General features: G+C 63.6%; 28 protein-coding genes. 20 read left to right on the top strand and 8 right to left on the bottom strand.

The genetic code is table 11. The features are described 5' to 3' along the window. Positions 1–184: 184 nt before the first annotated feature. From DP107_RS16795 to DP107_RS16760, 10 genes are all read left to right on the top strand, one after another. Complete coding sequence (locus DP107_RS16795; RefSeq protein ID WP_144263277.1) at positions 185–1402, top strand: RNA-guided endonuclease InsQ/TnpB family protein; 1218 nt, start codon at positions 185–187, stop codon at positions 1400–1402. Positions 1403–1460: 58 nt separating this feature from the next. Further along, positions 1461–1598, top strand: a complete 138-nt coding sequence (locus DP107_RS20295; protein ID WP_185977364.1) for a hypothetical protein — start codon at positions 1461–1463, stop codon at positions 1596–1598. Positions 1599–1711: 113 nt separating this feature from the next. Continuing rightward, a complete protein-coding gene (locus DP107_RS16790) occupies positions 1712–1915 on the top strand; it encodes a hypothetical protein (protein WP_238330917.1) in 204 nt (67 codons plus the stop codon). 45 nt (positions 1916–1960) lie between these two features. Next, positions 1961–2101, top strand: a complete 141-nt coding sequence (locus DP107_RS20290) for a hypothetical protein (protein ID WP_185977363.1) — start codon at positions 1961–1963, stop codon at positions 2099–2101. Further along, complete coding sequence (locus tag DP107_RS16785; RefSeq protein WP_144263275.1) at positions 2098–3360, top strand: RNA-guided endonuclease InsQ/TnpB family protein; 1263 nt, start codon at positions 2098–2100, stop codon at positions 3358–3360. Before DP107_RS20290 ends, DP107_RS16785 begins: the two co-directional genes overlap by 4 nt. Positions 3361–3922: 562 nt before the next feature. Then, positions 3923–4273 carry a zinc finger domain-containing protein gene (locus tag DP107_RS16780; RefSeq protein WP_144263274.1) on the top strand — a complete coding sequence of 117 codons (351 nt, stop codon included), beginning with the start codon at positions 3923–3925 and terminating at the stop codon, positions 4271–4273. 60 nt (positions 4274–4333) lie between these two features. Continuing rightward, positions 4334–4798 (top strand): hypothetical protein, encoded by a 465-nt coding sequence (locus tag DP107_RS16775; protein ID WP_144263273.1) that lies wholly within the window; start codon positions 4334–4336, stop codon positions 4796–4798. Further along, positions 4798–5007: a hypothetical protein gene (locus DP107_RS16770; RefSeq protein ID WP_144263272.1), complete on the top strand. Its 210-nt coding sequence runs from the start codon at positions 4798–4800 to the stop codon at positions 5005–5007. The genes DP107_RS16775 and DP107_RS16770 overlap by 1 nt, the downstream gene beginning before the upstream one ends. Before the next feature lie 74 nt (positions 5008–5081). Continuing rightward, positions 5082–5981, top strand: coding sequence for a DUF7139 domain-containing protein (locus tag DP107_RS16765; RefSeq protein ID WP_144263271.1), 900 nt, complete (start codon positions 5082–5084; stop codon positions 5979–5981). 147 nt (positions 5982–6128) lie between these two features. Then, positions 6129–7166 carry a cell division protein FtsA gene (locus DP107_RS16760; protein ID WP_144263270.1) on the top strand — a complete coding sequence of 346 codons (1038 nt, stop codon included), beginning with the start codon at positions 6129–6131 and terminating at the stop codon, positions 7164–7166. A 192-nt stretch (positions 7167–7358) separates the two neighbouring features. On the opposite strand, the gene DP107_RS16755 is transcribed toward DP107_RS16760, so the two are convergent. The 3 genes from DP107_RS16755 to DP107_RS16745 form a co-directional block, all read right to left on the bottom strand. After that, positions 7359–8513 (bottom strand): RNA-guided endonuclease InsQ/TnpB family protein, encoded by a 1155-nt coding sequence (locus DP107_RS16755; protein WP_144263269.1) that lies wholly within the window; start codon positions 8511–8513, stop codon positions 7359–7361. Positions 8514–8515: 2 nt separating this feature from the next. Then, positions 8516–8905 (bottom strand): IS200/IS605 family transposase, encoded by a 390-nt coding sequence (gene tnpA, locus DP107_RS16750; protein WP_144263268.1) that lies wholly within the window; start codon positions 8903–8905, stop codon positions 8516–8518. 216 nt (positions 8906–9121) lie between these two features. After that, positions 9122–10162 carry a phosphate uptake regulator PhoU gene (locus DP107_RS16745; protein WP_144263267.1) on the bottom strand — a complete coding sequence of 347 codons (1041 nt, stop codon included), beginning with the start codon at positions 10160–10162 and terminating at the stop codon, positions 9122–9124. A 128-nt stretch (positions 10163–10290) separates the two neighbouring features. On the opposite strand from DP107_RS16745, the gene DP107_RS16740 reads away from it, so the two are divergent. Beyond that, positions 10291–11259 (top strand): phosphate signaling complex PhoU family protein, encoded by a 969-nt coding sequence (locus DP107_RS16740; RefSeq protein WP_238330916.1) that lies wholly within the window; start codon positions 10291–10293, stop codon positions 11257–11259. Here DP107_RS16740 and DP107_RS16735 read toward each other — a convergent pair whose 3' ends face one another. Genes DP107_RS16735 through DP107_RS16715 form a run of 5 tightly spaced genes read right to left on the bottom strand, consistent with a single transcriptional unit; the run spans position 11260 to position 16238 of the window. Next, a complete protein-coding gene (locus DP107_RS16735; protein WP_238330915.1) occupies positions 11260–12537 on the bottom strand; it encodes an MFS transporter in 1278 nt (425 codons plus the stop codon). After that, positions 12534–13241 (bottom strand): LbetaH domain-containing protein, encoded by a 708-nt coding sequence (locus DP107_RS16730; protein WP_144263265.1) that lies wholly within the window; start codon positions 13239–13241, stop codon positions 12534–12536. The genes DP107_RS16735 and DP107_RS16730 overlap by 4 nt, the downstream gene beginning before the upstream one ends. Further along, on the bottom strand, positions 13241–14320 hold the full coding sequence (gene phnE, locus DP107_RS16725) for a phosphonate ABC transporter, permease protein PhnE (RefSeq protein ID WP_144263264.1): 1080 nt from the start codon (positions 14318–14320) through the stop codon (positions 13241–13243). The genes DP107_RS16730 and phnE overlap by 1 nt, the downstream gene beginning before the upstream one ends. Further along, the gene (locus DP107_RS16720) at positions 14317–15120 is read right to left on the bottom strand and encodes a phosphonate ABC transporter ATP-binding protein (RefSeq protein ID WP_144263263.1); all 804 of its coding nucleotides are present in this window, start codon (positions 15118–15120) and stop codon (positions 14317–14319) included. Before DP107_RS16720 ends, phnE begins: the two co-directional genes overlap by 4 nt. Before the next feature lie 23 nt (positions 15121–15143). After that, positions 15144–16238, bottom strand: coding sequence for a PhnD/SsuA/transferrin family substrate-binding protein (locus tag DP107_RS16715; RefSeq protein ID WP_144263262.1), 1095 nt, complete (start codon positions 16236–16238; stop codon positions 15144–15146). 226 nt (positions 16239–16464) lie between these two features. Between DP107_RS16715 and phnG the strand changes: the two genes are divergently transcribed. From phnG to DP107_RS16670, 9 genes are read left to right on the top strand one after another with little or no spacing between them, the layout of a single operon-like run. Continuing rightward, a complete protein-coding gene (gene phnG / locus DP107_RS16710; RefSeq protein ID WP_144263261.1) occupies positions 16465–16908 on the top strand; it encodes a phosphonate C-P lyase system protein PhnG in 444 nt (147 codons plus the stop codon). Further along, complete coding sequence (phnH, locus tag DP107_RS16705) at positions 16905–17483, top strand: phosphonate C-P lyase system protein PhnH (protein WP_144263260.1); 579 nt, start codon at positions 16905–16907, stop codon at positions 17481–17483. Before phnG ends, phnH begins: the two co-directional genes overlap by 4 nt. Next, entirely contained in the window at positions 17483–18712 is a 1230-nt protein-coding gene (locus DP107_RS16700; protein WP_144263259.1) for a carbon-phosphorus lyase complex subunit PhnI, read from the top strand. The genes phnH and DP107_RS16700 overlap by 1 nt, the downstream gene beginning before the upstream one ends. After that, complete coding sequence (locus DP107_RS16695; protein ID WP_238330914.1) at positions 18705–19775, top strand: alpha-D-ribose 1-methylphosphonate 5-phosphate C-P-lyase PhnJ; 1071 nt, start codon at positions 18705–18707, stop codon at positions 19773–19775. Before DP107_RS16700 ends, DP107_RS16695 begins: the two co-directional genes overlap by 8 nt. After that, entirely contained in the window at positions 19772–20599 is an 828-nt protein-coding gene (locus DP107_RS16690) for an ATP-binding cassette domain-containing protein (protein WP_144263258.1), read from the top strand. The genes DP107_RS16695 and DP107_RS16690 overlap by 4 nt, the downstream gene beginning before the upstream one ends. After that, the gene (locus DP107_RS16685) at positions 20596–21318 is read left to right on the top strand and encodes a phosphonate C-P lyase system protein PhnL (protein WP_144263257.1); all 723 of its coding nucleotides are present in this window, start codon (positions 20596–20598) and stop codon (positions 21316–21318) included. Before DP107_RS16690 ends, DP107_RS16685 begins: the two co-directional genes overlap by 4 nt. Continuing rightward, on the top strand, positions 21315–22448 hold the full coding sequence (locus DP107_RS16680) for an alpha-D-ribose 1-methylphosphonate 5-triphosphate diphosphatase (RefSeq protein WP_144263256.1): 1134 nt from the start codon (positions 21315–21317) through the stop codon (positions 22446–22448). The genes DP107_RS16685 and DP107_RS16680 overlap by 4 nt, the downstream gene beginning before the upstream one ends. Then, positions 22445–23293 (top strand): sugar phosphate isomerase/epimerase family protein, encoded by an 849-nt coding sequence (locus DP107_RS16675; RefSeq protein ID WP_238330913.1) that lies wholly within the window; start codon positions 22445–22447, stop codon positions 23291–23293. Before DP107_RS16680 ends, DP107_RS16675 begins: the two co-directional genes overlap by 4 nt. Then, positions 23290–23967: an HAD family hydrolase gene (locus tag DP107_RS16670; protein ID WP_144263255.1), complete on the top strand. Its 678-nt coding sequence runs from the start codon at positions 23290–23292 to the stop codon at positions 23965–23967. The genes DP107_RS16675 and DP107_RS16670 overlap by 4 nt, the downstream gene beginning before the upstream one ends. The last annotated feature ends 934 nt before the right edge of the window (positions 23968–24901 follow it).

The following is a 24901-nucleotide window of genomic DNA, read 5'->3' as shown; positions in this document are numbered from 1 at the left end:
TCGCGCTCCCGGCCTCTGTCGAGACGCAGGTCGAAACCCAGAGCAAGCCCTACACTTCGGCTGCGTTCTTCCACTTCAATCTAGATAGCAATGCGGATTTCCGGCCCCACCGTTGGCGGGGAGGAAGTCGATACCCACTACCACAAAGCACCGATTACTAATTACCATACATCTATTAAAAACCGTGGCGGACGACTACCTGCGACGCACCGCAATCACCCGCCCCATCCTCACCACCGAGCAACAAGATCTGCTTGACGCCACCATCAACGAGTGGCAAGACGCCTGTAATATCAGCAGTCGGATCGGATGGCGAACGGGTGAAACGCGGAAGACGTACCTCCAAGACCTTGCCTACGACGAGGTGCTGGAAGAGACGCGTCTCGGGAGTCAACACGCAATCCTCGCTACCCACCAAGCCGCAGCCGCACTCTCCGGCGTCGAAGAAATCAAAGAACTAGACGAGGAATACAAAACCTCCTGTCCGGAGTTCACCGCCACCACGGTGAAATACGACACTCGGACGATGACGCTGTTCGACGACGACACGGTCTCACTTTCCACGGTCGACGACCGTATTCGGTGCGACCTCGCACTGCCGGACGACGAAGACGGTTACCAACACCAGTACCTCAACGATGAGGACTGGGAGCTCACAGAATCCACGCTTTCTCGGCGTGATGGCGACTACTACCTGCATCTCGGATTCCGCAAACCCCAGCCCGAGAAACAGGTCAAACAACGGGACGACGACGAGGACAGGACAGTTCTCGGTGTCGACCTCGGAATCGTCAATATCGCCACCACCTCAACGGCGTACTTCGCGTCCGGCAGAGAACTCAGACATCGACACCGGGAGTTCGAGCGGATTCGCAGCAGTCTCCAACAGACCGGTACGCAGTCCGCACACCGCACCATCCAGCAGATGAGCGGCAGGGAATCTCGATACGTTCGAGATGTCCTCCACCGCGTGGGCAACGATATCATCGAGGAAGCACTGGAGCACGACTGCGAGTACATCGCGTTCGAGAACCTGAAACACATCAGGGAACGTGCGCCCCCGGTGAAGGAGTTCCACCAGTGGGCGCACCGCCAGCTCGTTGATCTCGTGGAGTACAAGGCGGAAGAGGAGGGCATTTGTGTGGAGTACGTCGATCCGGAGAGCACGAGTCGGCGGTGTCCCGAGTGTGGACACACGAGCGAAGGCAATCGCGTCAGGCAGGCCGAGTTCGAGTGTGAGATGTGTGGTGCAACGGGGAACGCGGACTACGTGGCGGCGAAGAACGTTGGATTGCGGTACGTCCGTCGTGGCCTACAGTCGTCGCGGCGGACGGGCGACAGTCAACTCGCCCTGAAGTCAGGAACGGTGACGCCGAGCCGGGGTTTTGTCCCGTCCGACTAACCACGGTCGGCAGAGGCCGAGTTCACTGACAAGCCCCGCGCCACCCTGCGCGGGGCCGTTGACGGCGACCGGGTCGCTCGAACTGCACCGTGCCTACCACGCCGCCTACGATTCCGATGCGTTCAGCGTCGACTTCAAGACCGACTACGAGTCTGGCGACCTGACGATCACCGTCGAGCGGACAGACGATTCCTGAACGCGATCTCCCGAACCAGGTTTTTTTAGCGCCGGCGATGGGTGCCGGCGCACCGAGCAGACAGCGCCGAGCGACGCCCGGTGAGTCGGCGCTCCGAGGTGAACCAGATGCATATGGTCATCTACGCGCTGGTTGAAGCACCGACACAGCACGACGCCCTGGTCGAGGGGAAAGCGGTCTTCGACCGTCTCGTCGGCGCGAATCCCCACGGCTGCGCCGTGTTCGAACAGCGGCAGAGAGATTCGCAGAGCAGGGTCACCGCGCCAACATTCAAATACCAAACCGGGGATATCCGGGAGCGCATCGATGGACGATAGCGATCCCGTGGTCATCAAGGAGCCCGTACAGCACTCCAGCGGCTGTTGGCCGGACAGGCTCAGGCGGGCGTCCCGGAGCAAGTCCTCATCGGCCTCCTCCGAGAGCAGGCCGCCGGAATCGAGCGCCGCGGCTACATCCCACGTCGGTGGACACAACCGAACCAGCAGGAGGCGAGCCAGCGATGAAGCGGACCAATACCTTCGAAGTGCGACCCCGCTCGGAGTCGGATGAGGCCCTCTTACAGGAGGTTATGGACGCAACGGCGAGCTTCTGGAACGAGCTGACCTATGCCCGCCGGCAGCGGTTCTTCGACGACGAGAACATCTGGGAGACGGATGAGTTTCGCGGGCAGTACAAAGGCCAGCTCGGCACGGTCGATGTCCAGACGATGACACGGAAGAACAACGCCGCCTGGAAGTCGTTTTTCGCGCTGTTGGAACGCGGTGAGGACGCGTCACCGCCCGGCTACTGGGGGAACGCAGACGACGGGCGCGACCTCCGGTTGTTCGTCCGGAACGACTCGTATGAGATCCAGTGGGGCGAACACTCCCGGGTCGAAGTCCCAGTCGGTCAGAACCTCAAGGACAAGTACGATATGGGGTACTTCGAGCGGCTTCGGTTAGAGGTTCGTGGCAATCCGAAATGGTCCGGTGAACAGGGGGAATTGGAGATCCAGTACGACGAGGTCGAAGACACCTATCGGGCATATCAATCAGTGACGATCGACGAATCGGAACTGGATTCACCACTAGCTTCGGAGGAAGCCGCCCTCGATCTCGGTGTCAACAACCTCGTCGCGTGTGCGACCACCACCGGACAGCAGTACCTCTACGACAGCGAAGACCTGTTCGAGCAGTTCCGGGCGACGACCGAGGAGATAGCGCGCCTGTCATCGAAGTTGCCCCCGGAGCAGGACACCAGCCGGCGAATCCGCCGGCTCTACCGCAAACGCTCCCGCCGGCGGAGTCACGCCCAGAAGGCTCTCATCCGTGATTTCGTCGAACGGTTACACGACGAGGGGATCGCGACGGTGTACATCGGCAATCTCGCCGGCGTCATCGAACCCCAACTCTCCCCTGAAATCAACGAGAAGCTGAACCACTTCTGGGCAGTCGCGCAGTTTACCGACCAGCTGCGGTCCGTCTGTGAGGAATATGGGATCGAGGTAGCGGAGAAGACTGAGGCATGGACGAGTCAGACGTGTCCGGAGTGTGGGGCGCAGGACGAGACGGTTCGGCCTCGGGAGACGCTGACCTGTCCCTGCGGGTTCGAGGGACACGCTGATCTCACCGCCGCAGAGACGTTTCTCCGGCGAAACACCGAGCAGCAAGTCAGGCCGATGGCGCGGCCCGTGCGGTTCCAGTGGGACAATCACGAATGGCGTTCGATCACAGACGCTCCCGGAGCCGGGACAAATCCCAGCGAACAGCGCACAAACCCGTAAGTCACTCCCGTGGGCCTTTGTGTCCAGCGTGGAGGAGCCTCATGTCGAGGTGGACGTCAATACGTTACATTCGATGAAGACGCGCAACCATTCCATCTAAATTACCAGTCCGGTTCCTATAGTGGGTGATTACGCGCCACTGATACTGACGCCACAGTATGTTTCCCAGCGTAGTACTGGAGAGTATATCAGGTGATATGGATGTTTATTCTGGCTTGCTGAATATAGAGGTCCTATTCAGCAGCGAACTCGACGCCGGTGATCTCAAACCTGCTTTCTCCCCAACAATGGCGGAGCTCACGTTCTGTATCCCGTCGAACTTTCTTTTGACTCGCGTGCGAATATACCATACATCCACAGGATGAAATCTGACGACATGACGGACCGGATATTCATATGTAGCGTTCACTTTCCAATGGCGACAACCTCCCACACCGTTCGTCGTTATCGGAGCGGAGTTGGCAGACCCTACCGGTGAGGACGATTATTTGATAGCTCAACGGACGCTCCTCAATACGTAGTGGGAACGAAACGTTATGATAGCACGGTGAGAATTACCTGTATGGATTGTCCTCGGTGTGGCGGGACGATCATCACCTACCAACTTGACGATCAGGAGTCGTACGTCTGTGATGACTGTGAGTACGTCGGCATCGATGTCGACCATGGCGCCACGCCGGAAGAAGTCGAGTCATGGGACGAAGCTATGATGCGGTTCTACGAACGGTTCTCGGGAGGCGGGGCAGGTGATGGAGCCACGAGTGGGAAACATGACAGTGGAAGTGAGTCGGGGTCGCGACAGCCATCTCCGGTGAAGCCCGTGTCTCGGAACGAGGGTGAGAATGAGAGTGATCACGACAAGGAACTCACTCCTGCCATCGTCCGCGCCGGCAGCGACGACGATAGCTCGTGACAGGCTCGGGGTCATCTGACTGGAGATGGTGTTTTGTAGGGGCATGAAATAACAAGACACATGCCAGAACTCCAGCTGACGGAGTCGCAGTTAGAGCGGCTCAACGCCCTTCAAAAGGAACTGGCGGCCGAGCACGCAGGGTCGTACGCGTCCGTTCGTCAACAGGATGTAATCGACTACTTGCTGGACCTTGCCGAGGCAGTCGATGACCCAGAGCGGAGGGGGCATCCCGGGAGCGATGTGTCCTCCGAGCCAACGGAAACAGAGGCAGAAGATAACGGAGAGACGACGGACGAGTCCCTTTCAAGTGACCATCCTCTGTCTGCCGAAACCGTCACGACCGAGACTGAATCGAATATCACGGCGAACGCCCCCGATGGGATCCTAGACCTCCTCAAGCGACACGACGACAAATGGCGAGAGGGCAGCGGTGAGGAGCGCTACGAGGTCGAACTGGAGGACGGGACGATAGAGACCGCACGGACCAAAGATGACGTGAAAACGATTCTGTTCAAAAACTACTGATGGGACTGCTTGACCGACTCCGCACCTGGTTTGGTTTGGCCGATGATGCGAGCGAGATGGAGCCATCGAACACGAATGATGCCTCCCAGGACTCGACGCGTCTCGATCCGTCGAAGGTGACCGAGGTTCGGACCGAAATCAAGAACGGCCCAGTAGAGAAACTACGAGAACTTGATAGCGACGATGCTCAGGCAGACGACGAGGGCTGATCAGGCCTGCGGCAAAGACACGTGTCTGACGCTACCAAACACACATTATACATGCATTCGTACAGCGTCATGTGATGTGGGACAACACCGCAGACAACGTGCTAATCGGCCTCTATGAGCGGTACATTGGTGAGCCCGAAACGGAGACGGATGTGTATCTCGGGTTCGGTCTCTTTTTTACCGCCATCGTGTTCGCAGTGCTCGCACTCTCGCTGTTCGCTGCGGCAACGTCCCTGTACGGTATTCGCGAAGGTGGATATTTCAGTCTCGCCCAGCCGGCGTACCTGCTTGGGATGCTCTCGATACCCCTCGCGCTGATTTCGGTCACGGTGCTGTTGCCGAACGAGCGACGCGTCGAATGGGTTGGGGCGGCTGGTACCGTGGTAACGCTCGCCGCGGCAGGCATCTTCCTATTGTACTATCCGGACCGGTGGTTCGAGTTCGGGACCACGCAGACACTCGTTGTCGTTGGTACGTACGCTGTCGGATTAGCGGTCGTCACGGCATCCACAGGGGCCGCGCTTGTCGCCTACCGCCTTGAGCAAGCGCGCGCACCGTTGCCGTCTGAGATTCAGGCGGGTCAGGACGACGCCGAGGAGGACATAAGTGAGGAACAAATCCGCTCTGACATCGACGAAGCCATGTCCGAAGTCGACCTCACACTTGGCGGTATCGAGCGCGAGGAGAACCGGCGCCTCGAATTCACTGCCGATTTGGGGGACGAGAGCGAGTTTAGAGGGACGGATGTCGAGCCCGAGAAGACGGTCAGCCCCGGTGGCGTCGACACGAATGTCGAGGGACTTCAGCAGCTGAAGAGCGGCGATCCAAAGCCACAGACGAGCGAATCGACGGTCGACGACGAGACAGCGGCGCTCAACGAACTGAAGAAACGGAAAGAGCAGGACGAAGTGCCTGACCCGGCGGCCGACGACGGCATATTTGCCAACGCGCTCTCGAAACTCGGACTCCGTTGATCCGCACCCGTGAATGTGGAAAAATACTATCCGGTAGGTCGCCCACAGTAGTTCCATCCCGAACCCCGCACCGAACGGGGCCACCCGGAGTCGGACTGAGGGCTGATGCGGCGAATATTTATCTACCTTGCTTCCGCGGCATACATCATGGCAAAGGGCCTTGACGTCGGAACGATGAATATCCTGTCAGCGCGGCAGGAGGGAACCGACACAGTGTTCGTACAACAGCGGAATTCGTTCGTGGAGATTGAGTACTCGGATATGGCTGAGCAGATGCTCTCACAGAGCGACGTTCTCCATATCCGGAAGGACGACAAGGTGTACGTCGTCGGCGATGACGCGCTTGATTTCGCGAACATCTTCAACAAGGAGACCCGTCGACCGATGCAACACGGTATCCTCTCGAGCGACGAGAAATCCGCGATTCCGATGATGAAGCTCATCATCGAGCAGGTAATCGGCGAGCCGCAGCATCCTGGTGAGCGCCTCTACTACTCTTCGCCAGCGGATCCGATCGACTCGGACCTATCCACCCTCTACCATCAGAAGACGCTCGAATCGCTGCTCAATGACATGGGCTATGACGCCGAGCCGATCAACGAGGGCATGGCGGTCATCTACTCCGAGTTAGCGGACAACTCCTTCACCGGGCTCGGTATCTCCTTCGGGGCGGGGATGACCAACGTCTGTCTGGCGTACTATGCAGTGCCGGTGATGAAGTTCTCCGTCGCCCGGGGCGGTGACTGGATCGACACGGAGGCTGCTCAGGCGACCGGCACGCCGGTCGACAAGGTCACGTCAATCAAGGAGGACGACTTCGAGTTGGACTTCCGGACCGATGTCGGCGGCGTCGAAGGGGCACTGTCCATCTACTACGAGAACCTGCTCGACTACGTCATCGAACACATCGTCAATGAGGTAGACGAGGAAGATATCGAGGAAGGCCTTGATGTGCCTGTTGTCGTCACCGGTGGCACGGCCAGCCCCGATGGCTTCGAGGACCTGTTCCGCGACCATCTCGAGAGCGCGGAAATCCCGTTCAGCGTCAGCGACGTCATCCATGCGAAAGAACCAATGTACAGCGTCGCCCGTGGCGGGCTTGTCGCGGCTCGCTCCGACGAGGAGGAGCCGATCGGAGACTCGGAACCCAAGACGGAGCCGGCGGAAGCCAGCGAAGACGACTGAGCGGCAGGTCCTGCGGGCCTTCGAACCGGCGGTACTCAAACAGTGGCTCAGGAGCGCAGGACTTGATTTGATCGAGACGCACCCGCGCACGTACGTAGACGGGGACGGGGAGGACGACCGAGCGTTCGTGATTGTCGGCGAGCGGTGAGCCTCCACGCTCATAAGCCGAGGTCAACTGACATCCTCCCACGGCTAAAGCCGTGGGGTTCCCCCACTGGGGGTTGAATCCACGAGTAGCGGGAGGTTCGCAGGTTCGTCGTCACGTTGGACGATGACCTGCGTTTCGGGCTGTGCCAGTACAGCCCCCGCCTCGGACAGCGGTTTCGAGAACTTGCCCAAGGCTCGTTTGCCGATGTTCAGCGCACCGTTCTTGTCTGCGTTGTCGTCCAGTCCACACTCGGGACACTCAAAGCGCCCCTGCGTCTCTCGGACGCCCTCACAAGCACACCGATTGCAGGTCTTCGACGTGTCGTATTCTTCGACCAACTGTACGTCGATGCCTGCGTCGTGGGCTTTGTACTCGATGTAGTTGAGCAGGCGGGCGAACGGCATCTTGTGGGTCTTGTCGTTAACGTACCGCCCTTTGTCGTTGTCTTTGCGAATCCCGCCGAGGTCGCCCACGACGATGACCGCGTTCCGTTCCTCGGCATCCTCCACGAGTTGGCGAGCAATCTTGTGGAGACGGTCGTCCACCTTCCGCGCTTCCGCGTCACCGATACGCTCGACCACCTGCTGTCCCTGTCTGGGTTTCGCTTTCCCGATGGACTTCCGCAGTTGCTTGTAGTGTTCGCGGATGCGACGGACTTCCTCGCCGTAGAACATGGTTTTTCGGTCGGAGAGGAACGCGCAGGTAGCGACCCAGCGTGCACCCATGTCGATAGCCAGCACGTCGCCGTACTCGTCTCGGACGGTCACAGACCGCTTCACGACGAGGTGGACGTACCAGTCATCGTCACGGCGCACCAGTTCGCTGTCCCGAATATCGCCCTCACGGACGAGTTGTTCATCCTTTCGCGGGACGTGGGCGGGACACCAAATGGAGTTCCCCCGTCCCCGTTCTGGGTCGTAGACGGGGACTTTGACCCACCACGACGAGAGAACAGTATCCTCGTCGTGAGCCACGTCGAACACGTCGTTGCGGAGAACCACAGGCTGTTCGGTGTCGGGGTTCGGGTCTTTCTGTCGTTGGACTTTCGACGCCTGTTGGTCGGTCGCGGAGTAGAGGTTGGCGTCTCCGCCGTGAACTTCGGTCTGGAACGCCTCGTACTCACGGGCGAGCAGGTCAGCCTTCCTGTTGGTCAGCGAGTGGAGTTTGACCCGCACCGTGGTTGAGACGTTCCGTTGCATGGCTATTCACCTGCTTGGGCGTCGATGTACTCCTCGATGACTTCGCTGGATACGTCACCCGCACTTGAGACGAAGTACGAGCGCGTCCACAGCGACGGCAAGCCGAAGTCGAACTCGTCGCGGAGGTGGCGAGAGGAGTAGCCCTTGACCTGTTGCATTATTTTGTTCGGGGCGAGCGTCGGATCGCCCGTGATGAACAGGTGTACGTGGTCGGAGCGAATCGCCAACTCCAGTATTTCTAACCCGAGTTCGTCGGCTTTCTCCTCGATGAGTTCTTCGAGACGGTTGCGTACCTCACTTTCAAGTACCGATTTACGGTACTTCGGGCACCAGATGAAGTGGTACTGGAGTTTGTGGACGTTGGTACGTTCCCTGTCGAACCCACGGGGCATCGTCAGTATATAGAAACTGCTCACCTAAAAGTGCCACACATATATCCAACCCCAGCCGTGCTTACGAGCGTGGAGAGATTCCCAGTTGTCGGCTTCATCCCACCGCTAAAGGGGTGGGCTTTCGCCTCGCTACCGCTGTAACCGATTCGCGCCCTATATGCAGCACGCTCGCCGAAACTCAGCACAAATTGGAATTTTCAATATAAGTAAATACCTCTACATCGACGGCACGGTGTCGCGGCCATCATCCGGCGTCTGCTTCCGCAGCGTTCGCTGGGTGCCGATGTCGGCCATATTGGATCCATACTCTGCGGTTCGACGGAGGCTGTCTAACACCATTCCGCCGACGTAAGCCTCGTCGGGAGCGTCGTGGTCATACAACTGGCGGTGAAGGGTTTCGATATCGTTGACGAGCTCTTGACACTGTTCAATCACCGCCTGAGCGTCCTCGAGATTCCCGTTGGCGAGTACGACATCGGCAGCGTCGTCGACGACTCTTCGCGAGCGGGAACCGACGCTGGCGATCTCCTGCTTGAGTCCTTCGAGGTTCGGTGCCTCGGGGTCGGTGACGAAGCTGGCAATCTTCTCGGCGTGGTCGGCGATTCGCTCCAGCTGCCGGCAGACGTAGTAGTACTCGAAGAGACTGTCACGGGTCTGGTCCAGTTTCTCGATCTCTCGGAAATCAGACAGAGACCGTCGAAAGTACCGGGTGATCATGGAGAATAGTTTGTCAGCCTCAGTATCGCGTTCGATGACGCGTTCGGCAAGCGATACGTCGTCAGTCGTGATGGCGGAGATCGCATCTCGCTGCATAGCAAGCGCCACCAACCGCATCCGGAGCGAGACCTTCCGCACGTCAACGTTCTGGGCGTCCACGAGGTTGGTGAGCTTGATACGGTTCTCGGTGGATTCGAGCAGTTCGAAGCCGGAGAGCCCGTCGATCGCGGCTTCGACGGCCTGATGAGCGCTGGCGTCGTGGCCAGTTCGGTCAGTGAGGGTGAGTGATTCACAGCCGATCGTGTAGAGACTTAGTATCCGTTGGCGGATGGCGGCCTCGGTGGCTGTCCCGACATCAAGCGTCACTGACAGCTCACACGTTCCGCCGACGGAGTTCGTCTCTACCAGCAGGGACCCGTCGCCGTTCGGTCGTAGTGAGAGTACCGACCCCGCCTCAATACCGTGCTCGTTTGCCCATTGTTTGGGGAGTGACACCATGTAGGTGGTCCCCCCGGAGAGTTGAACCTTGCGCGTCTCCATGTATAGTGGGCCGTACTCGCACGGAGTAACAGTTGCTATGACCCGTTAATTGCCTCCTGAACGGGTATATACTTGTACATATCGTAGCGGGGTATGGTCCAAGCCCGGACCTTCACTCGGAGATATATATGAATCATAGACGTCCGGATAGTCCCTGGCCCACCCCTATACACGGGGCAGAAATACCCCAGTACATGTTTAGACACAACTGGTTCGGTCCACGGGATGAGGCAAGGCAGGGTCGCGAAGCAACGCTCGCGCAGGTAATAGAGGCTATCGATCGAACGGCCCCGCCCACCAAACCCCGACTCGCCGAGGAGGCCGGTATCTCCGAGCAGTACCTCTCGGAAATCCTCCAGGAGCTGAAACGGGACGACATCGTGCGGAAGGCATACGTCGTCGACGATGAGGCCATCTACGAGGCCGCCGAGAACGTGTCGACGCTCCTCGGCGGAGTGCAGGGCGCCAGGGAGACGAGCCCTCCTACCGACCGAGGAGCGGCAGTGCTTGATCTCTTGGAGCGGCTGGACGAGGTGACCGCCAGCCAGTACCAAGCCGCGAGGGACGAGTTTCGTGGTGAAGTACCCGACCAGCCCGCCGACGCACTCGAATCCGTTACCAACGAGCGCTACTCGGCAGTGGTCAGCGAACTGAAGTCCTACACCCTTACGACGGACTGGCCGGGAAACCGCGTCGCCTCCGATCTGGCGACCGTCGCCACCAACTTAGAGATCATCGGCGATCGCGCCTGCTTCATCTCGGACGTGACGGGGCATGACACGGGCGAGAGCCCGGGGTTTGTCGAAGAGCGAGTGCTGGAGGTCTTCGACGCCGGGACGCGAATCAACGAACTGTTCGGCACGGTCCTGTTCGACGGCGAGGTCGCCGCGTACGAGGAGCTTCACGCAGAGGAGGAGACCGTCCACCGCGACCTCAACGAGCTGTTCGAACTCGTCACCGCCTACAGCCCAGAGATGTACGGCCACCTTGCCTCCGTCACCCGGGCGCTAGAGCGAGCGATCTACTACTGGGTCGACGCCACTGAAATCGCCGTCAACCTCCATACCGGCGTGCGGCCGCCTCACGTTCGAATCTGACTACTCCGGTTCCCCCCCGACGGCTCTGCCGGCCTCGGCCCGCCAGGGAAGTGACTGGGCCAGGATCGCCACCGAGATCAGACCAGCGAGTGCCCCAGCTGCGAGTGTCGGAAAGGCAACCGCGTAGCCGCGGCGGTCGAGTGCGAGCCCGAACACAACGGGTGAGACGACAGTCGTCGAGAAGCCGGTGAGTGACTGCACCGACAGCGCCGCGCCGACACGCTCGTCAGCGACCACCTCCGTGACGAGCGTCGAGGTGGGTGCACTGTCGACGGCGAGGACGAACCCGTACCCGAGTGTCACCGTGACCAGCAGGCCGGCGGGCAGACCACCCAGCAGGCCGAAGAGACCGCTGCAGAGGGCACTCGCCACGAGCCCGCCGGCGAGCACCCGCGTCCGGCCGATCCGATCGCTGAGCCAGCCGCCGGCGACGTTGCCGACACCGCTTGCGACTACCATCGCCCCGACGACCAGCCCCGGGAGAACGCCCCCTGGTATTGCCGGCGCGACGACGAGGAAGGCCAGCAGCCAGTTACGGACGCCGAACAGCTCCCAGTTGTGAAAGGAGTAGACCGCGGTCGCGGCGAGGAAGGCCCGGTTCCGGAGCAGACCGAGGTCGGGGAATATCCCGGTCGGTTCCGTCCGCCCCGGTGGGGCCTGGGTGAGCCCGAGCATCAGAAGCGGCACTACCAATGCACCAGCGCTAGTGAGCCCGACCGCGACCCGCCAGTCCACCGCCGTGGCCGCGGTGGTAGCGAAGACAAAGGAGAGGCCGCTCCCGAGTTCGAAGGTGCCGATGTACAGCCCGAGCGCCCGCCCCCGGACTGACTCGGGGAACCAGTCGCTGAGAAAGCGCATCCCGGGGATGTAGACGCCGGCGACGAACAGCCCCGAACAGAAGCGCAACAGCGAGCCCAGCACCACCCCGTCGGCGACGGCGGCGAACGCCAGCGACGGAAGCGCGGTCCCGACCGCGCCGATAGAGACGACCCACCGGGGAGAGCGCCGGTCGGCCAGCCACCCCGCCGGCAGTATCGCCGTCAAATAGCCGGCCTGGAGCGCGCCGAACATCACACCGGCCTCGATCCCGGACAGCCCCCAGTCATCGATTACCCGGGGTAGTACCGCCGGGTAGTTGAACCACACCAGCACCGAGAGAAAGAGCGCGGTCGCCGTCACGACCAGCGCCCGCCGTTGCCCGTGTTCGCGGTTCCGCCGACCCGGCCCTGGTTCCGGGCCGGGGTCGACCTCCAGGCCCGTCCTTTCGGCGTCGCTCACGGCTCCCCGGACTCGCCGAATCCGGGGGCGGCCCCCACGTCCTCGGGGTCGGGCGCTGGGGTGTCCGCGGGGGCGTACTCCGTGAGAAACCGTCCGAGGTCGCGGAAGGCGGGCAGGCGCTCGCGGATGGTCTCGTGGTCCCACTCCCACCACGTGGTAGCCTCAACGGCCGCCGCCACGTCCGGCGGGAATCGCCACCTGACCCGCTCGGCCGGGACGCCCGCGACGACGGCGTAGGGTGCCACGTCGTCGGTGACGACCGCACCGGCGGCAACGACGGCGCCGTTGCCGATCTCGACATCGGGCAAAACGGTCGCCCCGTGGCCGACCCAGACATCGTGGCCCACCTCGACCGCTTGGCCACGGCGCCACTCGAAGACGGCCTCGTCGGGGTCGCCGAGGCCGTACTGGCCGGCCCGGTAGGTGAAGTGGTGGGTAGTAGGACGATTCATCGGGTGGTTGACCGGGCCGATACGCACGTCCGAGGCGACGCTGCAGAACCGCCCAAGCGTAGTGAAGTCCAGCTGGACCCGTCGCATGAGGTAGCTGTACGCGCCGACCTCGGAGGTGCGGACACTGGTCCCCGGATGGAGTTCGGTCCACACACCGAGGTCGCTGTCCGAAACGCGGACGCGGTCGTGCAGCGTCGGCTCCGGCCCGAGTTTGGGCCGGTCGGCGATGCCGTGTGAGTCGATGTGTTGCATCAGCGGTCCCGGTCCCGGCCGCGGCCGGCGGTGGCGCTGACAATACGCTTCGGGGCTTTCCACAGGATGGTCAGGATTCCCTCGGTCTCGACGTCGTCACCCTCACGAAGGGACGAGCGGACGCGCTGGCTGAGGTACTCGACCGCCCCCACCAGCAGGAGGATGAGGAGGATACAGGCCATCATCTCGGTGTAGTTGAACGTGCGGCGCTGGATGTTGAGCTCCAGCCCGAGCCCGCCGGCGCCGATGATGCCGAGCCCGATGGCCACGCGGACGTTGTGCTCGAGGTCGAACGCGAGCCAGGCGATGAACTCCCGGAAGACCTGACTGAGCATCCCGAAGCTGACGATCTGTGATTTCGAGGCGCCGACGCTCCGGATACCCTCGATGGGCCCTTCGGAGATCTCCTCGAGCTCGTCGGTGAGCAGCCGACCGAGGTAGCCGACGGTGTCGATGCCGACGGCGAGGGTCGCGGTGAACGAGCCGACGCCGCCGAGCGGGATCAGAATGAGTACCCACACCAGTGCGGGAATCGACCGGATGACGCTCATGATCGCTCGAAAGCCGAAGTTGAACGGGTAGGGGACGACCCGCTCGCTGGCCAGCACTGAGAGGATCAGTGCCAGCGGCACACCCAGCACGGTCCCTGCGAAGGCGATGGCGAGCGTGATGAACATTGCCCCGGGGCCGACTATCTGTTTGCCGTACATCGGCCCGAAGATTCCGCCGGTCCCGTCCTCAAACTCGAAGATCAGGCCGGCATCGATCATGAACGTCCAGTACTGGCCCACGTCGACGAAGGGAATGAAGCCGAAAATCGTCGTCGGCGGGAAGTAACCGCCCAAGGCGTTGACGAACTCCGGCCACTGCCTGATCAGTTCGCCGAGCGAGAAGCCCACGGCGTTCAGGCTGAACAGGAAGAGGCCGCCGCCGAAGATGATGCCCAATAGCGTGTAGAGCCGTCGTGTGGTCTTGCGTCGCTTCAGCTCGGTCAGCTTCTGCTCAACCTGGGAGTCGCCGATCTCCTCCAGCCCAAAATACGTCGTCAGGGGGTTGCCGTCGCCGCGTTCCTGACTCATAGCTCCACCCGCTCTTCTGCCGTCTCACCGATCGACTCCGGATGCAGTTCGTCGTCGCCCTGTCGGTTGTCCGCCAGCCCAACAGTTTCGACGTCGCCGTACAGGTCGTCGATCAGCGCTGGCGTGAGTTCGTCGCGTTTTACATCGAACAGCAGGCCGCCGTCGCGCAGGCCGATGAACCGTTCGCCGAAATACGCGGCGATATTAACCTGGTGGAGACTCACCAGCGCCGTCACGTCGTGTTCGACAGCGGCCTTCTTCAGGTAGGCCATCACCGTCTCGGCGCTTGAAGGGTCGAGACTCGCCACGGGTTCGTCGGCGAGCAGCAGCCGCGGGTTCTGGACGAGTGCGCGTGCGATCCCGACCCGCTGTTGCTGGCCGCCGCTCATCTGTGAGACCGTCTGGTGGGCCTCCTCCAGCAGGCCGACCGTCTCTAAGGCGTCAAGTGCCTGTTTTTTGTCATCGCGGCCCTGCCACTGGAAGATGCTCTTGAGCACCGACGTCCGACTTAACCCCCCGTTCAGGGCGTTGAGGTACGCCGAGACGCCCTCTACTAAGTTGTGCTGCTGAAAGATCATTCCGATGTCGGACCGGGAACTGTTCACCGGCTCGCCGTTGAGCCGAATCTCCCCCTCCGACGGGCTGGTAAGGCCGTTGATACACCGGAGCATCGTGGACTTGCCGGCGCCGGACTCCCCGAGGAGGATGGCAAACTCGTCCTCGATCTCGAAGGAGACGCCCTCAACGGCGGTCACGTCCCCGTAGTACTTCGATACGTCGTCGACTGTGAGTGTACTCATGATAAAACGGATGGCGCGGTCGGTTACAGTTCGCCCAGTTCGAGACCGACGGCGTTGATGCGCTCGATGATCGGCTGATAGTCATCGATGGAGGTGTCCTGCAGCGTCGAGAACGGCAGCTCGTTCTCGTTGTAGTCCTCCGGGTAGTACTGCTTGACGAGTTCCTCGTCGGAGTTACGCAACAGCTCGCCGATCTTCTCCTTGTTGGGGGAGTCCCAGTTCTTCCGGGCGTACACCGGCTGTTTCGGGATGGGGAAGGAGAACCAGAACGGCCGGAACTTCGGCTCCTCGGTGTCGAGCGTCTCGATGAACGAACTCTTGTCGAGGACACGCTGGGGGAACTCCGATTTGTACTTCTCGGGGATGTGGGGGAGCCCGTTCCCGCCCCACGTCGTCGCCGCGTCGGCTTCGCCGTTGCCCAGCTTTTCGAGGGCGACATCGTGGTTCGACCAGACCCCCTCGAAGTCGTTGGGTTGGCCCTGCGGTGCCTCGCCGATGTCGAGGTCGGCCTGCTGGAGGGCGTACGTGGCGAAGATCGACCCCGAAGTCGAGAGCCGGTCGGCAAAGGCCATCGTCTTGCCCTCAATGTCCGAGCGCTCGTCGATGTTCGAGTCCTCGTTTGTGAGCATCACCGAGAAGTAAAACGCCGACCCCCCGGTGACGGAGGTGCCATACACGTCGAAGAAGTCCGGCGCCGAGAGCAGGGTGATGTCGTCCATGCCGATCTCGCCCTGCTTGCTCTGGAGGGCGGGCCGGATGGCCGAGTAACTACCTAGCACCTTCGCCTCGGCGTTAATCGTATCGATCTCGCCGTCGATCATCCGGATCAGCGGTTCGTACCGGCCCCGGACGTCCGAGGGCGTCCCCGGTGTCAGGTAGATCACGATATCTTCGACATCGTCGCCGGCAGAGCCCGCGGTGGAGCCCCCATCGTCACTGCTGCCGCCGCCACCACTAGCGTCGTTACTGCTGTCGCCGGAGCCGCCATCCCCTCCGCCGGTGCAGCCAGCCGAGAGCGCAGCGACGCTGACGGAGCTCGCCGCAAGGAACCGCCGTCGACTCACGCCCCCGATTCGTCCGGAGTCGTCGGTACTGCCGCGTTCGGAATCGTCTGACATCGCCGCCGACTACGAAACTGGTGGACAAATGTCTACGCTGGTGAGAGTCCGAGGTGGATGGACCACGACGAGACAAGGGGCGGTCGGCGGGGGAGTCGTCACGACGAGTATGTACTCGTTTATACTTGATTGAACGGGTCGGGGAACGACCCAGCACTCAGTGACAGGCATAGAGAGTACGGGCTCAACGCTTAATCGAGTCACCTGAATGCGTGCTACTAAGTGCATGGATAATGCCTACGACCGAAACGACAGGTTCGAACTCATCGCCGCCTGCGACGGGGAGACGCTCGCGGGGTTCGCCGACGAGATACTGGCCGCTGAGCCGCCCCTGCGGGTGCTCCAAGAGCCTCGCCCGCAGCTGGTGATGCAGCAGGTCCGCGAACCGGTCGAGGGTCGGCCGTTCAACCTCGGCGAGGTGGTTGTCACGCCGGCGGAGGTGCGGCTCGATGGGGAGGAAGGGTTCGCCATGCGACCGGGGAAGGCCGAGCGACACGCCCTCTCGGGAGCGATCGTCGACGCCGCCGTCGCCGGAGACCACTCGCTGGCCGGCGACATCGTAACCGATCTTGAGGCCGCGGGGGAGGCGTTCGAGCGCGAGCGGCGGGAGACGTGGACGCGGAGCCGCCACACGACCGTCGACTTCGACGTGATGGAGGACGAGCTATGAGGGCACTCGGGCTCGACCCGGTCACAGACACCCGTCGAGCCTTTGCCGGTCTCCGGACGGCGATGGCCCGTCCGGGGACCGTCCAGCGATTGCCCGCGCCCGCGGATCACGCGGTGCTGGCGGCGCTGGTCGACCACAAGGTGTGCCTCTCTACGCCGGATCAGCGGCTCGCCGACGCCTTCAGCCGGGAGGGAAGACTCGTGGCCGCTGCTCCCCCAGAGGCCGATGTGGTCCATGCCGTCGGAACGCCCGACTGGGACCCGACCGACCTCAACCGAGGACGACTCGTCGAGCCCAGTGAGGGGGCGACGGCCGTCTACCGGGTCGGAACCCTCGCGGACGGCACCGGTGATGGGACCAGGGACGCCAATAGCACAGACGGAGCAAAGACGACAGTACGTGTGCGCGGGCCAGGGGTTCCTGGCGAGCGGACAGCGACAGTCGGGTTGCCCGCCGACCACCTGCGCGACCTGTCACGAGTGGGGGCGGACTACCCCCGCGGGATCGATGCCGTGTTCGCGATGGAGGATCGGGTCCTCGCGCTCCCGCGCTCGGTGACGATGGAGGTGACCTGATGGGGTACGTCGCCGTCACCGCCGGCGAGGAGCTCATCGAGCGGGCGGCCGATCTGTTCGACGCCCAGCGGGCTGACGACGAGCCCCCGGTGACGCTGGACCAGTTCGACGGCCAGCTCGCCCGACTGACCGCGCAGGCCATGAGCGAGGGGGGACTGTACGCTCCCCGCCTGGCCGCGCTCGCGGTCAAACAGGCCCAGGGCGACAGCGTCGAGGCTGCCTTCCTGTTGCGGGCGTACCGGTCGACGCTGGAGCGGTGGGACGAGACCGAGCCCGTCGACCCGGACGAACTGTTCGCCACCCGCCGGGTCTCGCCCGCCTACAAGGATGTCCCCGGTGGGCAGATTCTCGGCCCGACGAAGGACTACACCCAGCGCCTGCTGGACTTCGGTCTCGTCGACGAGGGGACCGTCACCGACCCGACCGCGGACTGGGACATTGCCACCGATCGGGACGATGGCGAGTCCGGGCCGGAGGAGCCGGGACATGACGAGAAGGACCAGCGGGGGCGGCTCACGAACGTCATGCAGGTGCTCCGCGATGAGGGGCTGGTGGCGCCGGCTGGCGACCCTCCGACAGAGGAGCCTGTGGACACCACCCGCGAGCCGGTGACGCATCCGCCCGAGCGGGAGGCTGTCCTGCAGGAGCTTGCCCGCGGCGAGACCGGTGCGATCACCGCGCTGGGCTACTCGGCGCTGCGGGGCTACGGCCAGGTCCACCCGACGCTGGCGGAGGTCCGGGTGGGGCAGCTCCCCGTCCAGGTCGAACACCCCTACACCAGCGATCAGGTCCGGGTGACCGACACCGGGGTGACCGAGACCGAGGCTATCGTTCCCGTCTACGAGAAGCGCGACGACCCACAGTTCGCGTTCGGCTACGGGCTTACCTTCGGTCGCAACGAGCGCAAGGCCATCGGCATGAGCGTCCTCGATGCCTCCATCGCGCTCAAGGGGAGCGACGAACCCGCCGAGGACCCCGAGTTCGTCCTGGACACGGTCGACGCGATGGACGCCTTCGGCTTCATCGAACATCTCAAACTCCCACACTACGTCACCTTCGAGTCGATTCTCGACCGCATCCGGACGCTCCGGGACGACGACGCCGAGCCACCCCGGGCGGAGGCGGCGGAACCGCCCGACGCGACCGGCTCAAATGAGAGCTCTATTGACACGGGCTCTGGCGGTGGACCCGGTGAAACCGACTCGGACGGGGGTGAGGACGGTGAGTGAACCCGACTGTGGAGAGAGCCATGCCTCCGACGGGACGACCGGGGAGGCGACCGGCGAGTCGGGCGGCACACCGGTCGAAGCCGAGGATGTCGACGGGGCGCTGGCAGCGCTCGATGGGGCCGGCCTGGCCGGATACAACTACGCATATCTTGACGAGCACACCAAACGCGAGGTACGGCGGGCGGTCCTGAAGGCCATCGCGATTCCGGGCCATCAGGTACCGTTCGCCTCCCGGCCCATGCCGCTGGCCCGTGGCTGGGGCACCGGTGGAATCCAGACCACCCTCTCGCTGCTGGGGCCCGAGGATACGCTCAAGGTGATCGACCAGGGGTCGGACGAGTCGGTCAACGCGGCGAACATCCGGCGGCTGGCCGAGCGCACGGCCGATGTCGAGACCACCACCGACACGACGGCCGCGGACGTAATCCAGACCCGCCACCGGATTCCCGAGGAGGTGCTGGACCGGGACCAAGTCCTGGTCCTGCAGGTGCCGGTGACGGATCCGCTCCGGAAGGTCGATCCCAGCGACGCGGCCAACCGCCGCCGTCACGCCCACGCGAACTACGGGAAGATGTGGGTCCACCTCTACGAGAACGTCGTCGAGTACGGCGAGATTCAGGTCGCCTCCCGGTATCCGGTGACTGTCGCGGGACGCTACCTGATGGACCCGTCGCCGATTCCCCGGTGGGACGTACCGAAACTTAACGATGCCGACAACCTCTTTCTCTTCGCCGCCGGTCGCGAGGCCCGCATCTATGCGGTCCCGCCACACACTGATGTGGAGCCGCTGGCGTTCGACGACCGGCCGTTCCAGGTCGAGCGGTTCGACGCGCCCTGCGAGGCCTGCGGGGCGACCGACACCTACCGCACCGCGGTCGAGACCGACGAGGGCGACCGGCTCGTCGTCTGCAATGATACGAGTTTCTGTCTGAAGCGCCGCGAGGACGCCGGGCTCGCGAAGGATCACCACCTCGACCGCGACGGGGTGGACTGGGGCCCCGGGACGCCCGACGCCGATGACACCGATCAGGAGCCGGCCACCAACGGGGGTGACCGGACGTGACCGTGCTCTCCGGAACGGGGCTGACCCGGCTCTACGGTGACCCCTGCGGTGACTGCGAGTCGCTGACCGGCGACGACGCCGGCCGCAACCGGTGTCCGGCGTGCGGGACCATCGTCGCCTGTGCCGACGTGTCCCTGGACATCGAGCGCGGCGAGGTGCTCGGCGTCGTTGGCGAGTCCGGCAGCGGCAAGTCCAGTCTGGCGGAGTTGCTCGCGCTCGAGCGGGGCGAGGGACACAGTCGCGGCAGCGTCCGGTTCGATGGCTACGAGGGGAACCTCCTCGAGTCGGACTACGACACCCGGACCCGGCTCCGCAACGACGACCTCGCGCTGGTCCACCAGCACATCCGCGACGGGCTGACCCTGTCGTTCTCCGGCGGCGGCAACGTCGCCGAGAAACCGCTCGCGGCCGGGGAGCGCTCGTTCGAGGCGGTCCGGGAACGCGTCCGGTCGCTGTTCGAGCAACTGGAGGTGCCGGTCGACCGGATGGACGACCCCGCCGAAACCTACTCCGGGGGCATGCAGCGGCGAGTCCAGCTCGCCCGGGCGCTGGTGACCGACCCCGCGGTGGTGGTGCTCGACGAGCCGACCACCGGGCTGGACGTCAGCGTCCAGGCGCGGGTGCTGGACACCTTCCGTCGGGTCCAGCGCGAGCGCGGCGTGGCGGCGGTCGTCGTCAGCCACGACCTGGGGGTGGTGCGCCTGCTGGCCGACCGAACGCTGGTGATGCGCCACGGACGGGTCGTCGAACGCGGGCTCACCGACCGCATCCTGGAGGACCCGCACCACGCATACACCCAACAGCTGATCAACTCCACGCTATGATACTCACAGTCGACACACTAACCAAACGGTTCGAGATGCACGTCCTCGACGGGGCTACCGTTGTCGGGTTGGACGGCGTCTCCGTCAACGTTCGCGACGGCGAGTTCCTCGCGGTCGTCGGCCCGTCCGGGAGTGGGAAGTCCTCGCTTCTGAAATGCCTCTACCAGACATACGAGGTCAGCTCCGGCTCGATTCGCTACCACCCTGCGGACGTGGACCTGGCGACCTGTGACGACCGGACGATTATGCGGCTCCGAGGCTCGGAGATCGGTTACACATCACAGTTCCTCGATGAGATTCCACGGGTCTCGGCGGTTGACGTCGTCGCCAGGCCGCTGGTCGAGAGTGGGATGCCTGCCGAGTCGGCACGTGAACGTGCTCGGGACCTGCTCTCGGAGCTGGGGCTTCCGGGGCCGCTGTTCGAGGCTTACCCAGCGACCTTCTCTGGCGGGGAGCGCCAGCGGGTCAACCTGGCCCAGGCGCTGGCCCCGCGGCCCCGGCTGCTCCTGCTGGACGAGCCGACCAGCGCGCTCGATCCGGAGACGCGCCGCCTGGCGGTCGACCTGATCAGGGCGGATCTCGGGCCGGAGACGACGGTCGTCGGGGTCTTCCACAATCACGAGATGGTCGAGGCGCTGGCCGACCGGGTGCTGGTACTCGGCGACGGCCGGCGGCGTGACCTGCTCCCGGTCGCGGAGTTCGAGGGGGTGGTCGCATGAGCCTCGCGCTCACCAACGCTCGCGTGGTTACCACCGATTCGGTGGTAGAGGGGGGCGTCCGCGTCGAGGGCGACCGAATCATCGGCGTCGGTGACGTGGACACCACCAGCGCCACACAGGTCATCGACGTCGGGGGTCGGTACGTTCTCCCGGGGTTGGTCGACCTACACGGCGACGACATCGAGTCGCATCTCTACCCCCGGGCGGGTGCACGGATGGACACGAACATGGCGCTGGCGGCCGCCGACCGGGCGAACCTCGCCGCCGGCATCACCACGAAGTTCCACGCTGTCTCGTTCGAACGCGACGAGGACGAGGGGCGCTCGCCAGCACTCGCCCGCGAGATCGTCGCCCGGATGGGGCGAGTCGATCTCGTCGCCGACCACCGGCTCCACGCCCGCTGTGAGGTCACCCAGGCCGAATGCGTCGACGCGGTGCTGGAGGTCGTGGCCGACGGCCACGCCGACCTCGTTTCGGTGATGAGCCACATCCCCGGGAAGGGGCAGTTCCGCGACGTGGAGGCGTTTCTGGACTACTACCGCGAGTCGACCGACCACTCCGTCGAGGAGGCCCGCGAGCGGATTGAGCGCCGCGGCGAGGTGTCGATGGACACCCTGCGCGAGCGTGTCGACCGCGTGGTACAGGCAGCCCACGAGGCCGGCGCGGTCACCGCCTCCCACGACGACGAGGACCCCGCCGAGGCCGAGCGCCTGGCCGCCGCTGGGGTCGACATCAGCGAGTACCCGATTACCCTCGAGACCGCGCGCCGAGCCAGCGAACTGGGCATGGCGACGGCGATGGGTGCGCCGAACCTGATCCGCGGCGCGAGCCAGTGGGGGAACCTGGAGACGCGGGCGGCCATCGAGGCGGGCGTCGTCGACGCCCTGGTAGCCGACTACCACCCCATGTCGCTGCTCGCCGCGGCGTTCGTCGACACCGGGGAGCCGCTCCCGGATCGGGTCGCCCGCGTCACCGCTGCGCCGGCGGCAGCCGTCGGCCTCGGCGAACGCGGCCGGATCGAGCCCGACGCCCGGGCGGACCTGGTGGTCGTGGACCGTGAGCCTACCCCGACGGTGACCCGGGGGCTGGTCGCCGGCGAGCCGGTCTACCGCGCGGAGGGAGGGCGATGAACGGGCCGCCGACGGCCGCCGAGACCGGTACCCGACTCGGTGCCGCGATGGACGTCCGCTACGCTGCCACAGTCGAGGGGTTCCTTGACTACATCACCGACCTCGGGCTGGAGCACGTCGAGTTCAAGCGCGAGTACCTCGCCGGGCATCCTGAGGCTCCAACCCCGGCGCAAATCGGCGACCTCACGTCGACCTACGACGTGAGCGTCACGCTGCACGCCCCGTTCCGGGACTGGAACGCCGGCAGCTTCAACGACGCCGCACGCCGGGACAGCGTGGACCGGGTCCGGCGAACACTGGACGACGCCGCCGCGATGGGGGCGGGTGCGGTAGTCGTCCACGGCGGGTCGGTCCCCGAACGGTATCCCGAGTGGGTCCGTGACCGGGCCATCGACCACGCTCGCCGCTCGCTCCGGGAAGCCGCAAGGCACGCCGAGCGGGTCGGCGTGCCGCTCTGCCTCGAGAACCAGCCGCCATCCTCGGGCACTCGTCGACACACTACCACGCCCGACGACCTCGCGGCGCTGCTCGAGGCCGCAGATGCCGACCCGCAGTACCTCGGCGTCACGCTGGATGTCGGGCACGCCGCGGTCGCGGGATTCGACCCGGCGGCGTTCATCGACCGCTTCGGCGACCGCATTCAGGTGTGTCACCTCCACGATAACGATGGTACCGCGGACCAGCACCACCCGCTCACCGACTATCAGAAGATCCTTACTGACGTCCCGGCCGAGTACGCCAGTTTCGAGATGAAGTCCGTTGCCGATGTGGGGACCTGCGTCGGCGCGTCCGGCGACCCTGACATCGAACTCGGCCCGGCCCCCGGACACGAACCTAATACATGACCGGCAGCATCAATACTCCGTACGACGCAATAGTCTTCGACAACGACGGCGTCGTTGTCGAGCCAACCGACCGCACACATATCGTCGATGGGGTTCAGCGAGCGTTCCGCGAGTTCGGCCACGACCCCGGCCGCGACCACGCCGAATGGAGCGTCGCGACCGGGGTCGGTCCGGCCGGCCTCGTCGGTGATCTCCCGCTTGACCCGGTGGCGCTCTGGGAGGCCCGCGAGGACGCCGTGGCAACCGCGCAGAAGAAGGCCACCCGAGCTGGCGGCAAGGGGATATACGATGATATCGAGGTGCTGTCGCGGCTGGACGCACCACTGGGGCTGGTCAGCAACAACCAGGCCGAGACTGTCCGTTTTCTGCTCGAGTACCACGACCTCCGTGGGTTCGAGACAAGCTACGGCCGCGAGCACACCGTCGCCGGCGCCGCCCGCCGCAAGCCACGACCCTACTACCTGGAACGAGCGCTTGAGGATCTGGGCTGCGAGCCCGAAGCGGCACTGTACGTCGGCGACAGCGAGAAGGACATCGTCGCGGCTCATCGGGCGGGTATGGAGAGCGCCTTCCTCCGGCGCAACCATGTCGCAGACGTGTCACTTTCCGTCGGCCCAACCTTCGAGATGCGCGACCTGTACGGGTTGGTCGACGCGATTTCAACTCAGGGTTGAGTAGTCGCCTTGCCGGCACCGCGGGAGTCTTGTCGCCGGCCTGTATAACTAATAATAGTGCGCCGTCGTCAGCTTCTGGCTGGACTGGGCGCCGTGGTTGTCGCCGGGTGCGAGAGCCGCCTCCGCGGCTCGAATTCCGAAGTTGAAAGCCTGACACCAGCGCCAGTCCCGGCGGTTACAACGTCGACTCCGTCTCCTGCTCGGGAGACCTGCCCACGAGTCCCAACTGAAGCCGAATTGTACGTCTGTCCGCCGAAGAACAACAGAGATGGGCTCCTGCTGACCCCGGATTCCAGGACTTATGACGCCGGAACCGGGGGCCTCAGTTTCACTCTACGAAACGGCAGCTCGCTCCCATTCCACACTGGCAGGACCCGGTGGACGGTAGCGAACAGAGGTACCGACGGCTGGGGCGCTATCGACCGTGGAACTGGGACTGACCGGCTGTTCCTTGAGCCTGGAGAGTCCTTCGTCTGGACGCTCAACGACGAATCGACGGGCGATGGCGAGGCGATAGATGTCGCTGTCGGTGGTGGCCCCCACGCGTTCGCCGTCACCGGTGCCATCCCTCGCGGACGACTCATCGCGGTCGTGGCTCAGTTCGATGTCGAACCAAGCTTCGGATAGACGGGCATCGCCGTCCGCTCCCCATATTCATCTACCTCCCAGTCGGACGTGTCGCTGAGCAGGTTAGCGAGCATCCTGACCAATACACTCAATAACCTGTTCGTTTCTCAATTTTCACTAACTGGACAGTACCGGTGTGCCCGACTCAGAGGGTGTGTTCAGAATCATGAAAGGTGGGGAACCTCAGTGACTGAACGGCCTCTATGCTGAAACAGCGCATCGCTGTATTCGCGTATATATCATTCAAACCGTTGCTAACACCACTAACAGTCCCTTACAGAGTCCATTAGAGCAACAGCTAAGATGA

The organism is Haloglomus irregulare (assembly GCF_007421925.1).
Classification (GTDB): domain Archaea; phylum Halobacteriota; class Halobacteria; order Halobacteriales; family Haloarculaceae; genus Haloglomus; species Haloglomus irregulare.
This window is presented reverse-complemented; position numbering and strand designations above follow the sequence as displayed.

Coding starts and splice junctions, on each gene's coding strand:
- DP107_RS16790 (WP_238330917.1), top strand. CDS start 1,712: ATGGTCATCTACGCGCTGGTTGAAGCACCGACACAGCACGACGCCCTG.
- DP107_RS16785 (WP_144263275.1), top strand. CDS start 2,098: ATGAAGCGGACCAATACCTTCGAAGTGCGACCCCGCTCGGAGTCGGAT.
- DP107_RS16780 (WP_144263274.1), top strand. CDS start 3,923: ATGGATTGTCCTCGGTGTGGCGGGACGATCATCACCTACCAACTTGAC.
- DP107_RS16775 (WP_144263273.1), top strand. CDS start 4,334: ATGCCAGAACTCCAGCTGACGGAGTCGCAGTTAGAGCGGCTCAACGCC.
- DP107_RS16770 (WP_144263272.1), top strand. CDS start 4,798: ATGGGACTGCTTGACCGACTCCGCACCTGGTTTGGTTTGGCCGATGAT.
- DP107_RS16765 (WP_144263271.1), top strand. CDS start 5,082: ATGTGGGACAACACCGCAGACAACGTGCTAATCGGCCTCTATGAGCGG.
- DP107_RS16760 (WP_144263270.1), top strand. CDS start 6,129: ATGGCAAAGGGCCTTGACGTCGGAACGATGAATATCCTGTCAGCGCGG.
- DP107_RS16755 (WP_144263269.1), bottom strand. CDS start 8,513: ATGCAACGGAACGTCTCAACCACGGTGCGGGTCAAACTCCACTCGCTG.
- tnpA (WP_144263268.1), bottom strand. CDS start 8,905: ATGCCCCGTGGGTTCGACAGGGAACGTACCAACGTCCACAAACTCCAG.
- DP107_RS16745 (WP_144263267.1), bottom strand. CDS start 10,162: ATGGAGACGCGCAAGGTTCAACTCTCCGGGGGGACCACCTACATGGTG.
- DP107_RS16740 (WP_238330916.1), top strand. CDS start 10,291: ATGAATCATAGACGTCCGGATAGTCCCTGGCCCACCCCTATACACGGG.
- DP107_RS16730 (WP_144263265.1), bottom strand. CDS start 13,241: ATGCAACACATCGACTCACACGGCATCGCCGACCGGCCCAAACTCGGG.
- phnE (WP_144263264.1), bottom strand. CDS start 14,320: ATGAGTCAGGAACGCGGCGACGGCAACCCCCTGACGACGTATTTTGGG.
- DP107_RS16720 (WP_144263263.1), bottom strand. CDS start 15,120: ATGAGTACACTCACAGTCGACGACGTATCGAAGTACTACGGGGACGTG.
- DP107_RS16715 (WP_144263262.1), bottom strand. CDS start 16,238: ATGTCAGACGATTCCGAACGCGGCAGTACCGACGACTCCGGACGAATC.
- phnG (WP_144263261.1), top strand. CDS start 16,465: ATGGATAATGCCTACGACCGAAACGACAGGTTCGAACTCATCGCCGCC.
- phnH (WP_144263260.1), top strand. CDS start 16,905: ATGAGGGCACTCGGGCTCGACCCGGTCACAGACACCCGTCGAGCCTTT.
- DP107_RS16700 (WP_144263259.1), top strand. CDS start 17,483: ATGGGGTACGTCGCCGTCACCGCCGGCGAGGAGCTCATCGAGCGGGCG.
- DP107_RS16685 (WP_144263257.1), top strand. CDS start 20,596: ATGATACTCACAGTCGACACACTAACCAAACGGTTCGAGATGCACGTC.
- DP107_RS16680 (WP_144263256.1), top strand. CDS start 21,315: ATGAGCCTCGCGCTCACCAACGCTCGCGTGGTTACCACCGATTCGGTG.
- DP107_RS16675 (WP_238330913.1), top strand. CDS start 22,445: ATGAACGGGCCGCCGACGGCCGCCGAGACCGGTACCCGACTCGGTGCC.
- DP107_RS16670 (WP_144263255.1), top strand. CDS start 23,290: ATGACCGGCAGCATCAATACTCCGTACGACGCAATAGTCTTCGACAAC.